The sequence below is a fragment of the Pedobacter miscanthi genome (genome assembly GCF_032678605.1).
GTDB lineage: Bacteria > Bacteroidota > Bacteroidia > Sphingobacteriales > Sphingobacteriaceae > Pedobacter > Pedobacter miscanthi_A.
Genome location: NZ_JAVTSU010000014.1, coordinates 145,238 through 159,788 on the forward strand (window position 1 = coordinate 145,238; position 14,551 = coordinate 159,788).

Genomic DNA, 14,551 nt, shown 5'->3' on the forward strand with positions numbered 1-14,551 from the left:
TATTGATTTGGAAACAGGAGGTAGTATTTCATGGCGGCTTCCTGTCCCGCTTTTTGCTGCAACAAAAGCTGAAAAAGCTTTTGGTTTCCGCGTCAATCGGGTTTATTTAACTAAGGCCCGGGAACAAACGTTAATAACTGCAGAGGCTTTGCGCTTCAAAAAAACAAATTTATTCCTTCGTAAAGCGATTTCATTGCCTTTGGATTATAGCTTGCTATTTTTGAAAACGATGGTTAGCGTTTCATGGGGTTAATTAAACAAGGGTAAATTAATAATCAACAAACCGAAGAAATGTAAAAAATCTGTGTTTCACTGTGTGCATTTGTGGCTAAAATTTATAACGATAAATTGGAGTTATTACTGAACGTTGTAATGACAAATTAATTTAAAAATCTTTATCTTGTTTTATTAATACAAAGGTTACATAGATTTTAAACGCGTGTTCCCATAAAAATCTACTTTTGAATTTTTGTATAACCATACCAAAACATGAAACGAATATTTATTTCTGCACTAATGTTGTTCCTTTTTACTGCTTCTTTTGCTCAAAAATTTAACTGGAACAAAAACCAGGTAATTGCACACCGGGGTGCCTGGAAGAAAAATAATTTTCCTCAAAATTCCATCGCTTCTTTAAATGAGGCTGTAAAACTGGGTTGTTATGGCTCGGAATTCGATGTGTGGATGACGGCTGATGGCGTTTTGGTGATTAACCATGATCCGGAATTTCAGGGATTGACCATCGAGAAAGTTAGCTATAATGAGCTATTAACCAAAACCATGACTAATGGCGAGAAAATCCCAACTTTAGAGGCCTATTTACTCGAAGGTAAAAAACAGAAAAGCACCAAACTGATTTTGGAGATAAAACCATCACTCATCAGCAAAGAACGCGGTATCGAAGTAACCAATAAATGTGTAGAAATGGTGCAGAAGCTAAAAGTTACCGATTGGGTAGAGTACATCAGTTTTGATTATGACTACTGTAAGCGCGTTTTAACTTTATTGCCAAAAGCAAAAGTTGCTTATTTGAAGGGCGAAATTAGTGCGGAACAAATGAAAGCGGATAAATTAACCGGTGCTGATTATCATTATAGCGTTTATCAGAAAGATAACTGGATCGAAAATGCACAAAAATTAGGTTTAACCGTAAATGCCTGGACGGTAAATACAATACCTGACATGCAATGGCTTTTAGCGCACAAAGTGGATTATATTACCACCAATGAGCCTGAATTGCTTTTCGAAGAAATTAAAAAAACACCCGTTGCACAGGGTTGGAAACTAAAATGGGCAGATGAATTTGATGATTCCGGATTACCACTAACCAAAAACTGGAGTTATGATGTAGGCGGCAAAGGTTGGGGAAATAACGAACTTCAGTATTATACTGATGCAGATAGTGCAAATGCCGTGGTAAAAAAAGGAAACCTGAACATTACTGCTATAAAGGTTGATATAGAAAATAACCATTATACTTCGGCACGGTTGGTAACTAAAAACAAGTTCGATTTTAAATATGGAAGAGTAGAGGTGCGTGCCATGTTACCAAAAGGCAGAGGCCTATGGCCGGCAATATGGGCTTTGCCAACCGATTGGAAATATGGCGGATGGCCAAAAAGCGGTGAAATTGACATCATGGAGCACGTAGGTTACGATCCGGATAGTGTACACGGCACGGTGCACACCGAAAAATTTAACCACGTGATAAAAACACAAGTGGGCAAGGCTTTAAAAGTAAATAATCCTTATACCGAATACCATGTGTATGCTGTAGAATGGTTTGCCGATCGCATCGACTTCTTTATCGACGATCAAAAATACCTCACTTTCAACAATACCAAAAAGGGATCGGGAGACTGGCCTTTCGATCAGAATTTTCATGTGATTCTAAATGTAGCCGTAGGTGGTGGCTGGGGTGGAAAAAAAGGTGTTGATGATGCTGTATTTCCAGCAACAATGAAGGTTGATTACGTGAGGGTGTTCCAGAAATAGAGGTTTATTCGTTCATTGGTCATTTGTTTATTGCTAACTACAAATTGCTTCATTGTTGGATTGTTTAGGTTAACTGGTTAATTGTTTAAATCGGTTAACTGTTTACTGCAAATTGCCCACTGAATTGTTCAATTGCTTCATTGTTAGGGTTAACTGTTGACTGCAAATTGTAAATTGATTTTCTATCGCTTACTCGACTATGGACTGCAGACTAAGGACTTTGGACTAAAAATCATAACTTGCGGTATCTAAGCTATATTGTATAATTTATGGACTCACGTAGAGAATTTTTAAAAAAAGCGGCATTATTTGCCGGTGCCACAGGCGTGGCCAACACTTTGCCCAGTTCGGTGTTAAAAGCCATGGCGATTAACCCAGAACCAGGTAGCACGTTTTATGATGCGGAACACATTGTTTTCTTGATGCAGGAAAACCGGTCGTTCGACCATATGTTCGGTAAAATGAAAGGCGTTCGCGGATTTAATGATCCACACCCGCACATCCAGCCTGATGGTAACAAAGTTTGGCTGCAAAAAGATGGGCAAGGTTACACTTATGCACCTTTTCATGTAGACATTAACAAAACAAAAATTACCTGGCAAGGTGGTTTACCACACTCGTGGAATGATCAGGTTGCGGCACGTAATGGCGGCCGTTACGATAAATGGCTCCCGGTTAAAACACCAATGACTTTGGCTTATTATGACCGGAATGATATTCCGTTCTATTACGCCATGGCTGATGCTTTTACGATATGCGACCAGCATTTTTGTTCTTCGTTGACAGGAACAACGCCAAATAGGTTATTCTTTTTCACTGGTACAATACGCGGAGAAAAAAGCGCTAACCGTGTAGCGGTGGTGAATAACGATCAGGCCGAATCACAAAATAATGTATTTGTAGATTGGCCAACTTTTCAGGAGACATTGGAAGATAACGGAATCGACTGGCGCATTTATCAAAACGAACTCTGGACTTCTAAACTTCCTGAAGGCGAAATCGATGATTGGTTGGGAAATTATGGTGATAATCCTGTTGAATACATCAGCAGGCACAATGTTAAATTATCTGCTTATTTTAGAAAAAATGGTGATAATACGGTTAAACCAGCATTAACAGCCAGGGAAGTTCAGGAGAAATATGATAAATTATCGCAAAAGGAGAAAAATCTGGTCGATAAGGCCTTTACCACTAATATTTCACAAAAAGATTACCTGGAATTAGAGCCTTTTACCTTTAAAAATGACCAGGGTCAGTCTGAAACGATCAATATTCCTAAAGGAGACATTTTTCACCAGTTCAGGAAAGATGTAGACAGCGGGAAATTGCCAGCAGTTTCGTGGTTGGTGGCGCCCCAGCGTTTTTCAGATCATACCAGTTCGCCTTTATATGGAACCTGGTACGTAAGTGAGGCTTTGGATATTTTAACTAAAAACCCTGAGGTTTGGAAAAAAACCATCTTTGTTTTAACATACGATGAAAATGACGGTTATTTTGATCATCAGCCACCTTTTGTAGTGCCAAATCCTGACGATCCAACCAGTGGAAAAGTATCTGCCGGAATTAATTATACTACAGATTTCGAAGGCAGAAAGGGGAGTCCGATTGGTTTAGGCTACCGTGTGCCTTTGGTTATTGCTTCGCCATGGAGCAAGGGTGGTTTTGTAAATTCACAGGTTTTTGATCATACTTCTTCACTCATGTTTATGGAAAAATGGTTAACAAAAAAAACAGGTAAAACTGTTAAAAGCAATAACATCAGCGATTGGCGCAGAAACATTTGCGGCGATTTAACCTCGGTATTCAGGCCGTACAATGGCGAAGAAATTAAATCTCCGCAACCATTAAAACGCGATGTGGTGGTAACCAATATCGGCAATGCAAAAAATAAACCTGCGCAGGTTGGTCCTACGGCTTTAAATAAAACAGAAATAGATAAAATCAATAAATTAGAAGCTTTTTCACGTGAAACATCGGTTCATGCACCCAAGCAGGAAAATGGAACCAAACATGCCTGTGCGCTCCCTTATCATTTAATGGTTAATGCGAATCTGGTAAATAATGAAATCGAACTTACTTTCCAATCGGCAAAAACCTTGTTCGGCAATGAAACGGAAAGCATTGGCGCTCCATTTAACATGAGTACAATAGCCAAATTTAAAGGTGTTGCAGGTAAAAACTGGGCTTACGCAGTAAAGGCTGGCGATATGATAAAAGATAATATCAGGATCGATGATTTTGACAACGAGATTTATGATTTAGCGATAAGCGGTCCCAACGGTTTTTACAGGCATTTTGCAGGGAGCAAAAAGAATCCTGCAATTGCAATAAAAGCCTATCCCGAGCAAAGTGGTTTGGTGAGTAAAAAACTTAACGGAAATTTAGTTTTTGCGATAGAGAATAAAAGTGCGGGTTTAATTAACCTGCAGGTAATCGATAACAAATATAAAAACGGCATTAAAATGATTAGTATAAAGCCAAAATCGAGCACTAATGTTGTACTTAATCTCAGTAAAAATGCCAATTGGTACGATTTCAGTATTGTACAAAGTGGTAACGGGATTTTTAAACAACGTTATGCGGGTAAGGTAGAAACCGGAGAAATTACCCAAACCGATCCTTATATGGGTAACGCCTAAAATATCCCCCTTTCTGGGGGATGGTATTTGAAAGAAATTATGCTTATTTTGTATTGTATGCGCAGTAAACTGTCTATAGTCAAGATAAATTTCATAATTTCTTTCATTTTGGTTTGTAGCCTTCGGCTATCGGCCCAAAGCTATAACTTTACCAATTACAGTTTAAAAGATGGCCTGCCGCAATCGCAGGTAATGGCCATTTATCAGGCAAAAGACAGAACGCTTTGGTTGGGTACATTTGGGGGTGTAAGTAATTTCGACGGGAAAATATTTACCTCTTACAGCAAAGCTGATGGAATGGCTTCAAATTCGATAAACTGTATTCTCGAAGATAACCAGGGACAGGTTTATTTTGGAACAGAGGCCGGAATCAACACTTTAAAAAAGGGAAAAATAAGCACCCTGTTTTCAGGAAAGAGTATTAATTCTTTGCTAAAAGACAAACAAGGAACCATTTGGGGAATAACTGAATGGAAACTTTTCAAAATTGAAAAAGGCAAACTCGTTTTTTATTCTATAGCGGGCTTACATGTTAATGCCATTAACGCCGATCAATACGGAAATCTTTACGCGGTTGTTGCAGAAAAAGGAATATATCAGCTTAAAAATAACAATTGGGTAATTTTTCAGGAACTGCCTCATGAAGTAAGTGCCTTATCCATTAGAAAAATCCTGTTTGACCGTAAATTAAAAAACAAAATTTACCTTTTAACCTATCGTAGCGGCATTTACGTAGTGGAGGATGGGATTACCAAACCGTTTTTTAAAAACCCGGCCATTGATACCTATTATGCTTTAGAACAGGATAATAAAGGCAATATGTGGGTCGGCTCTGAAAAAGGGGCATATCTTATTCGTAAAAATGGTTCGTTTATTTATTTTAATGCAGAAAACGGACTGAGCGATAACCAGGTAAATGAGATTTTTAGTGATACAGAAAATAACATCTGGATTTCCTGTTTCAGTGATGGGATTTATAAATATGAAGGTGATGCCTTTATTCGCTACAATAAATTTAAAGGTCAAAATATTGCTTACCCTATAAGTGGAATTGCGGCTGATAAAAATGATAACTTATGGTTTGGAACTTATAATAAGGGCATTTTTAGGTATGATGGTAAAAAAGTAGAAAATATTAATAATCCGATTTTTAAGGATAAAAAGATTTATTTCGTTTATGCCGATAGGGCAAAAAATATCTGGATATCTACTTATGGTAATGGCGTTTGGATGTATGATGGTCAAAAATTTTCACAGATATTAAAGCCTGAACGTTTTGATAATAGTTCTATTGCTGAGGATGCTGAAGGAGGAATCTGGATAAATGGATTAAAATCATCCACTTATCTAAAAGATGGGAAAATCGAAAAAATAAGTGGCTTTGATGGCTATTCATCCTGCATTTTTCCTTACCCGCTAAGTAAGGATAGTGTGTTGCTGGGTACTTCGAATGGTGTTACACTGATCAGGAATAAAAAAATAGACCGTACCTTCCAGATTAAGGCACTTAAAAATATATACATCTTAAGCATTATAAAACATGGAGATAACCTGGTTTTTGCTACGCTTGGCGACGGAATTGTAACCTGGAACCTCAAAACCAAAGCAATTAAACGTTATGTGGTAGCTAACGGATTAAATTCGAACGATATTTATAGCCTGGCAACCGATAATAAGGAAAATTTATGGGCAGGCACAGGTCGCGGAATTAATAAGTTAACCTTCAATAAAGCGGAACAACGATATGAAGTTTTTAGGGATCATGCCTTAATTGTAGAATGTAATCAAAATGCGATTATCAATTACAAAAACAATATTTTGGTGGGCACCATTAACGGAATCATCCAATGCAAAATTGTACCGCCAAGCCAGAACAAAAAAAGTCCCTTTATTCATATTCAGCATGTAAATGTTTTTCATAAAAACGACCGTTCGAAAGATCTTTCTATTGATTTAAATAGAAGGAGTGACATTTTTTACAAATTAAATTATAGTCAGAACCATATTTCTATTAGTTTCAAGGGTGTATATCTTACCAATCCCGAAAGTGTACTTTATCGCTATAAACTGGTTGGTACAGATAACGATTTTAGCAAACCTGTTCCCAATACAGAGATCGAATATTCTGCCATCAGGCCCGGCAGTTATACTTTTCAGGTATATGCCATCGCAAATGGACAGCAATCCAATATAGAACAGTTTAGCTTTACCATTGTACCACCTTATTACGATACGGTTTTGTTTAAGGTAATTGCATTTCTGGTGATGATTTTTTTAATCTGGTTCATTTTTTACCTCATTTTTAAAAACAGGGAACGAAAAAAATACCAGTTCGAAAAATTAAAGCAAAAGGAGCAGGAAAAAATCAGGAAACAAACGGCAGAAGATTTTCATGATGATATTGGCAATAAATTAACCAGGATAAATATTTTATCGGAGCTTTTGGATAAAAAGGTGGATGGGGCTGAACAGGATCAAAAAGAACTGATCAGGTTGATCAGGGAAAATGCAGGCCTGCTTTATACCGGAACAAAAGATATTCTATGGGCTCTGGATCCTCATAGTGATAACCTTTTTGAGATTTTAATACACATTAAAAATTTTGGGATTGATCTTTTTCAGAATACGGGGATCGATTTTAAAATGGAAGGGGTATTGGGTAAATATCAGAAACTGCATTTATCAATGGAATTTAACCGAAACCTGACACTCATTTTTAAAGAAATGCTGAATAATGTGTTAAAACATGCCCAGGCCACCCACGTATTAATTATGGTTATCGAAACCGATCATCATACCATCAACATCCTAACCACTGATGATGGTAAAGGTTTTGATCTCGAAACGGTTGAGAGAGGGAGGGGATTAAACAACATTCAAACCCGTTGCAAACGCATCAAATCTACCTTCCAGATTTCTTCGATAAAAGGAAAAGGCACCACCACAACAATTTCTACCCGGATTCCTGTCACAAAATAGCATAAAAGGCGTCTAAACATAAACACACCCTAAAAATGAACCAGCATGTACGAATCGTTTTAATAGAAGACGATGATATTTTAAGAATGGGCTACGAATCGTTATTAACTGATGTAGAAGATTTTGCCGTTGTAAATTCCTATGCATCGTATGATCTGGCCAGGAAATATTTAGAAGCCGATCAACCTGATGTAATCCTGCTTGATATTCAAATGCCGGGCACAAATGGCCTGCAGGCGTTGCCCTTTATTAAAAAAGCCTTACCACAAACCCATATTATCATTTTAACCGTTTTTGATTCGCCTGAATTGGTTTTCGAAGCTTTAACCATGGGGGCAGGAGGTTATTTAACCAAAAACTCCAGTGCTGCAAAAATTATAGATGCCGTAAGGGAAGTGAGTACCGGAGGTGGCGCCATGAGCACCAATGTGGCTAGAATTGTAATGCATTCTTTTCAAAAGAACTTAAATTCTCCATTAACTAAAAGAGAAACCGAGATATTGGATCGAATTGCCAACGGACAAACAAAACCCCAAATTGCCAATGATCTTTTTATCGATCAGGAAACGGTTAGAAGCCATGTCAAAAATATCTACATCAAACTCGATGTAAATTCTAAAGCCGAAGCCATTAAAACCGCAAAAGAAAAGCGGTTTATTTAAGCCATAACAATACCTGGTTAAAAAATAATGCTAAAATCACCCTTTTTGGGTGATCCTTCCTTTCCGATTCCAGTTTAATTTTACACCATACAATTAAATGGAATAAATGAACCAGTCTGCAAAATTATTTTACGTGCAAGTGAAGCAACTAAATGATGCAGACACCTTCTATACCAATTGTTTAGGTATGCTTACCGAAAAAACCATGATCGCTGATCAGGAAAAAGGAATATTGGTTAAAGCCGATGGCGAAACCAGTATTTTTCTTTCAGAACGGAAGCACCAAAACCAAACCAATAAAATTGTATTAAAAAGCGATGATTGTTTAGAAGATTATTGCAGGCTACGATCGAGGGGCGTTATTTTCAAAAAAACACCATCTTATTTAAGTGAGGGTTTGAGTGTAGAATTTTCTGATCCTTATGGTAATGATTTTATCATTTTGGAGCAACGTAACTATAATGAAGATTAGCATGAGGTACGTAAAAGAATTGAGCAACAGAAACAGAATTGTAAGTGAAAGTACCTGCGAAGCACTTTACGAACAACAGAATGATGCCTATACCATTAAGTTTGTTTTTAATGGTACTGAAGACTGCGAAATCAATAAACGTAAGTTCAGCATTTACCCTGATACGTTTGCGGTAATAAATGCCGGAACTGATTTTTGCAGTAAAATAGATTCGATAAACCCGGTAAATACATTTTCCGTTTCCTTCGGCGAAAATTTTATAAAAGATTTTCAGAATACTTTGTTCAGCAGTAACGAAAGTTTACTCGATGGAAAGAAAGCAAAAACAGCGCCTGCGTTTATAGAATCTTTATATCCTTTTACAGGCGATATGCGGTTTAATGTACAGCACCTTAAAAAACAGCTTGATAGAGGTTTAAAAGATGAGATGCTGATTAACGAATATATGCACCACTGCCTTTTAAACTATTATAAAATTTACAATAAGGAAGTGGTTCAAAAGCTTGATAAGCTGAGTTTTGTTAAAACCAAAACGCGCGAAGAAGTTTTAAAAAGATTAACACTGGCCAAAGAATACATTAGTAGTAATTACAACCAGAATATCACTTTAGAAAATATTGCAGAACAAGCCTGTTTATCAGTTAACCATTTGCTAAGAACTTTTAAAGAAGCCTACGAAATCAGTCCTTATCAGTTTTTAATGCAACTCAGGTTAAACCGGGCTAAAAGATTATTACAAACCACAAATTATTCTTTAAACGAAATTGTGGGTTTGGTGGGGTTTGAATGCCCAAGTTCATTTATCAGGTTATTTAAAAATACGTTCAACATTACGCCTTTAAAGTATAAAAAGAGTAAGTTGAATTAATATAAATAGTGATTTCTGCACATTTTGTACAGCAGGATGAAACTATTTTTGAAGCTCTTGCAGGACAATTTGTAGAAGTTTTTTCCTGTTTAGGTTAATAATGATTAAAAAAGCAAACTGCCAGGATTGGAGTTTGCTTTTTTGCGTTTTAGCCCTTCTTGGCCAAAACGGTGATTTTCGCATATTTTGAGATTTTGATAGCCCCTAAATTGCTCATTGATTTGATTTCATGCATCCCCGGCTGAAAACAAAAAAATTAACTAATTACTAACTATTTATTTCTCAACATGAAACAAAAATTACTATTGATTTTAATGGTGACGGTTTTGTCTTATTTCAACGCCCTGGCGCAGAATAAAACAATAACCGGAAAAGTGGTTGATGCAGACGATGGCTTGCCATTGCCTGGTGTATCAATAAAAATAAAGGGTACTACACAATTAACCCAAACCACAGGGCAGGGAACGTTTTCAATTTCCGCACCTGCAAATGCACAAACTTTGGTGTTAAGCTATGTAGGTTATACCGAGCAGGAGGTAAGAATTACCGGTGAAACATTAACTATACGCCTGGTTGCGTCTTCTAAAAACCTGCAGGATGTAATGATTATTGGTTACGGAACGGTAAAAAAGGAAAACTTTACCGGATCTGCCTCGGTAGTGAAAAGTGAAGTTTTGCAGGATCGTCCGGTTACTTCGTTTGAAAAAGCTTTACAAGGTGCTGCAGCAGGTGTACAGGTTACGAGTGTATCTGGTCAGCCAGGTGCAACCTCTACCGTGCGGATCCGTGGTGTTGGCTCTTTTACCGCTTCGAGCACGCCACTTTATGTGATAGATGGTATTGCCATTACTAACGGTGATTTAAGTAATGTAGCGCAAACATCAGATGTGCTTTCGTCAATCAATCCGAATGATATTGCTTCGTTAACGGTGTTAAAAGATGCAACAGCGGCGGCCATTTATGGCTCTAGGGCAGCAAATGGTGTGGTATTAATCACGACTAAACAAGGTAAAGCAGGCCAAACAAAATTAAACCTGAGTGCCTATACCGGTTACTCTTACCAGGCGGTAGATAAACCTGAGGTAATGGATGCCACCCAATATTATAAAACTTATTGGGATGTTTATTATGCACAACGACTGGCGGCAGGTTTAGCGCCAGATGCTGCAGCTACAGCGGCAAATGCATTAACCAATGGTAAACTGGTTGTAAATCCATACAATACTGTTAATCCTTACGCTGCAAACGGCGTTTTGGCAAATGGAGCTGCCTTACTTTATGATACTGATTGGCGTAAAGAGGTGCAACGCAGAGGGGTAACTAAAAATATCGATTTATCCGCGAGTGGTGGTAGCGAAAAAACTAAATTTTTTATCTCTGGTGGTTATTTTGAGCAAAACGGTATTGTGATCCGTTCAGATTTTAACCGTTATTCAAGCAAATTTAATATTAATACCGAAGTAACGGATTTCTTAAAAATAGGAATTAACAATAGCCTGGCCCGTACACAACAAAATACCCCTGCGGGTAGTACTGGTTCTGATAACCCGGTAAATTTTGCCGACCAAACTGCTAATATTTATCCGTTATATGTAAGAGATGCTAACGGGAATGTTGTATATGATGTTGCCGGAAATCCGGTTTATAACTATGTTAACCCGGTTACAACTGATTTTAATCCGGTGGGCTTATCAAAATTAAACGAATACAATACCATCACAAACAGGGTAATATCAAGCCCTTATGCCGAGGTTAAATTCTTAAAAGATTTTACCGCAAAAACCATGGTTGCTGTTGATTATATCAATAACCGCGAGCGTCAGTTTTATAATATGGAGCACGGCGATGGATTTAATGTTAAGGGTAGGGGGTATCGTTATTCAAAAGAAGATGTAACCGTAACTTTTCAAAATACTTTAACCTATAATAAATCTTTTAACTTACATAGTTTTAATGTATTGTTGGGTCAGGAAGCTTACCGTACCAAACAAGATTATACTTACGCACAGGCCACAGGTTTTCCTTTTCCGGGGACGAGTGAATTAATTGCCGCATCAACCCCTAATACCGTACAATCTTACTATACGCAAAAAAGATTATCGTCTTATTTCTCACGCTTAGAATATAACTACGATACCAAATACTATCTATCCGCAAGTTTGAGAAGAGATGGTTCTTCTGTTTTTGGAGCAGATCATAAATATGGTACATTTTATTCAGTAGGCGGTGCCTGGAGAATTGGACGGGAAGATTTCCTTAAAAATGTAACCTGGCTTGATGAATTAAAGTTGAGAGGAAGTTATGGTACTTCTGGTAATGACAGAATTGAAAGATATGCCTCACAGGGTTTATACGCATTAGGTAAAAACTACGATGGGCAATCGGGCATTAATTATTTTCAGTTACCAAACCCCGATTTACGTTGGGAAGAAAATTCGACACTCGATTTAGGCCTCGAATTTGCCCTTTTTAAAGGAAAATTAAGCGGAGAAGTTTCTTACTATAAACGGGGTTCAAAAGGATTATTATTTGGCCAGCCCGTTTCGCAGTTAACAGGTTTCCGTACGCTAACCACCAATTTAGCCTCGATGGATAATTATGGCGTAGAAGTGTTATTAAATGCAAATCCGGTTAAAACCAAAGATTTCGACTGGAACATTTCATTCAACATTACTTCGAACAAAAACAAGATCAAAAAAATGACCCAGGCTGAGGTTATTGATGCCGATGATGCGACCAAAAGATGGACTGTTGGAGGTAGCAGATATGACTGGTATTTACGCGAGTATGCAGGAGTAGACCAAGCGGATGGAAAACCGATGTGGTACATGGATGAAGTGGTTAACGGCCAGGCAACAGGCAATAGAATTACAACAAAAACCTGGTCTACAGCCACAAGATACAATAACTTCGGTTCAGCACTGCCTAAATTTACAGGAGGTTTTAACAACAACTTTAAGTATCAGCAATTCGATTTAAGTGTATATACTTATTTCTCAACCGGAGGAAAAATTTACGACACTCTTTATGGCAATTTAATGCACGGAGGCGCCAATGTTGGTAAACAGTTATCTGTTGATAATTTCAATAGCTGGCAAAAACCAGGTGATATAACCGATGTACCAAGATTTGTAATCGCTAATACTGATTTAGGAAATAATCAATCTACTCGTTTCCTGTATGATGGATCTTTTATGCGCGTAAAAAATATCACATTAGGCTATACCTTAAAGAAAAACTGGCTGGAAACCATTCATTTATCAACGCTTAGGCTTTATGTAACTGCAGAAAATCCATTTACCCTTGCGAAACATAAAGGCATGGATCCGGAGTCTGCACTGACAGGTTTAACCAATAATGATATTCCGAATGTTAAAACATTTACCCTGGGCCTTAACGTTGGATTTTAATTTAGAGAAAAATGAAAAATATAAAAATATATAAAACCACATTTTACATTGGTACCTTACTGTTATTGGTAAATCTTACCAGTTGTAAAAAAGATTTTCTGGAGGTAAGCCCTACCCAACAGATTAACTCGAAAGAAACGTTTTCATCGTTGGCCAAAATTCAGGCTGCCATGACTGGTATTTACGATTTAACTACTTTTTCGGGTTACACCAATAATATGATTTTAAGCGCTGATGTTAAAGGTAACGACGTGCTGATTGTAAGTGGTGCATCAAATTATAACCGTTTTGTAGCGCAATATCAGTTTATAGAAACCTCTAGCAATGGCGATGTTGGTAACTGGTGGGAATACAGTGGAAAAGTGATTGCTAATACGAATCAGTTTGTTGCCAATATTCCTACCGCACCGATAACCGACGCACAGAAAACCGAATTTTTGGCCGAAGCCAGGGCTTTGAGAGCTTACACTTATTTTTGGCTGATCCGTTGGTTTGCACAGCCATATAGTGTTAATCCTGATGCCTTAGGGGTGCCTATTGTTAAAGTACCGCTTGGCCCTAACGACCCTACACCGGGCAGGGATAAGGTAAAAGATGTGTATGCTTTCATTATTGACGACTTAAAATACGCCGAAACAAATTTACCGGCAAAAAATACCAATGTTTATAGAATGAGCACTGCTGCCATTCAGGGTACATTGGCAAGAGTATACCTGAATATGGGAAATTGGGCCGAAGCAAGCCGTTATGCTAAATTGGCACGCGCAGGAAAATCACTAAGTAGTGCAGCTGCATTATTAACTGGTTTTAATACGCCAACTACCGAATGGATTTATGGTATTAGTGTTCGTACCGATGACAATCAGGGTTTCTTAGCCGTTTCATCATTTTACGATCCTTACAATTCGGGCTACTCGAGTTTTAGGGTAACCGACGATTTTTTTAGCTCTTTCGCTGCAAATGACGAACGTAAAAAACAATTTTTGGTAAAAAACAGCGCAACAGCAGATCCAAGCACAGCGATATACAGAAAAAAGGGTGAAGGCTACTTAATCAATAAATTCGATTTTACAACTACTACAGCTAATAACCAGGTATTGATGCGTTCTGCTGAAATGTACCTGATAGAAGCGGAGGCGGAAGCAAGACTTAATAATGAACCAGCCGCAAAACAAGCATTATTGGCTGTACAGCAACGGGCAGGAGTGGCAACGGCAGTTTCTCCTAACACAGGTAATGCATTAATAGAAGAAATATTATTAGAGCGTAATAAAGAGCTTTATGGCGAAGGGCACAAATTTTTTGATCTTTTACGCACAAATAAAGGCGTAAACAGAACAGGCTCTACTGTACATTGGAAAATTGTAAACTTGCCATCCGGCGATAATAGATTGGTCTCTCCAATTCCGCAATCGGAATTAGATGCTAACCCGGTATTAAAACCGCAACAAAATCCTGGATACTAATCCTAAATAAAAACATCTACCTAGATCCCTTTTCAACTTGTTTGAAAGGGGATTTTTTGT

At 37.7% G+C, this 14,551-nt stretch carries 9 protein-coding genes; all 9 read left to right on the top strand.

The features are described 5' to 3' along the window. Positions 1-7 precede the first annotated feature (7 nt). The 9 genes from R2R28_RS20515 to R2R28_RS20555 all read left to right on the top strand — a co-directional run bounded on the left by R2R28_RS20515 (position 8) and on the right by R2R28_RS20555 (position 14,491). Positions 8-253, top strand: coding sequence for a hypothetical protein (locus R2R28_RS20515; RefSeq protein WP_316827529.1), 246 nt, complete (start codon positions 8-10; stop codon positions 251-253). 236 nt (positions 254-489) lie between these two features. Next, entirely contained in the window at positions 490-1,995 is a 1,506-nt protein-coding gene (locus R2R28_RS20520; protein ID WP_316827530.1) for a glycerophosphodiester phosphodiesterase family protein, read from the top strand. Positions 1,996-2,264: 269 nt separating this feature from the next. Continuing rightward, positions 2,265-4,634, top strand: a complete 2,370-nt coding sequence (locus R2R28_RS20525) for a phosphocholine-specific phospholipase C (protein WP_316827531.1) — start codon at positions 2,265-2,267, stop codon at positions 4,632-4,634. Between the two features lie 108 nt (positions 4,635-4,742). Then, the gene (locus tag R2R28_RS20530) at positions 4,743-7,613 is read left to right on the top strand and encodes a two-component regulator propeller domain-containing protein (protein WP_316827532.1); all 2,871 of its coding nucleotides are present in this window, start codon (positions 4,743-4,745) and stop codon (positions 7,611-7,613) included. A gap of 35 nt (positions 7,614-7,648) precedes the next feature. Next, complete coding sequence (locus R2R28_RS20535) at positions 7,649-8,275, top strand: response regulator transcription factor (protein ID WP_316827533.1); 627 nt, start codon at positions 7,649-7,651, stop codon at positions 8,273-8,275. Positions 8,276-8,381: 106 nt separating this feature from the next. Then, positions 8,382-8,747, top strand: coding sequence for a VOC family protein (locus R2R28_RS20540; protein ID WP_316827534.1), 366 nt, complete (start codon positions 8,382-8,384; stop codon positions 8,745-8,747). A gap of 1 nt (position 8,748) precedes the next feature. Continuing rightward, complete coding sequence (locus R2R28_RS20545) at positions 8,749-9,615, top strand: AraC family transcriptional regulator (RefSeq protein WP_316827535.1); 867 nt, start codon at positions 8,749-8,751, stop codon at positions 9,613-9,615. A 287-nt stretch (positions 9,616-9,902) separates the two neighbouring features. After that, entirely contained in the window at positions 9,903-13,025 is a 3,123-nt protein-coding gene (locus R2R28_RS20550; RefSeq protein WP_316827536.1) for a TonB-dependent receptor, read from the top strand. 11 nt (positions 13,026-13,036) lie between these two features. Further along, complete coding sequence (locus R2R28_RS20555) at positions 13,037-14,491, top strand: RagB/SusD family nutrient uptake outer membrane protein (RefSeq protein WP_316827537.1); 1,455 nt, start codon at positions 13,037-13,039, stop codon at positions 14,489-14,491. Positions 14,492-14,551: the final 60 nt, after the last annotated feature.

Coding starts and splice junctions, on each gene's coding strand:
- R2R28_RS20535 (WP_316827533.1), top strand. CDS start 7,649: ATGAACCAGCATGTACGAATCGTTTTAATAGAAGACGATGATATTTTA.
- R2R28_RS20545 (WP_316827535.1), top strand. CDS start 8,749: ATGAGGTACGTAAAAGAATTGAGCAACAGAAACAGAATTGTAAGTGAA.
- R2R28_RS20555 (WP_316827537.1), top strand. CDS start 13,037: ATGAAAAATATAAAAATATATAAAACCACATTTTACATTGGTACCTTA.
- R2R28_RS20525 (WP_316827531.1), top strand. CDS start 2,265: ATGGACTCACGTAGAGAATTTTTAAAAAAAGCGGCATTATTTGCCGGT.
- R2R28_RS20520 (WP_316827530.1), top strand. CDS start 490: ATGAAACGAATATTTATTTCTGCACTAATGTTGTTCCTTTTTACTGCT.
- R2R28_RS20540 (WP_316827534.1), top strand. CDS start 8,382: ATGAACCAGTCTGCAAAATTATTTTACGTGCAAGTGAAGCAACTAAAT.
- R2R28_RS20550 (WP_316827536.1), top strand. CDS start 9,903: ATGAAACAAAAATTACTATTGATTTTAATGGTGACGGTTTTGTCTTAT.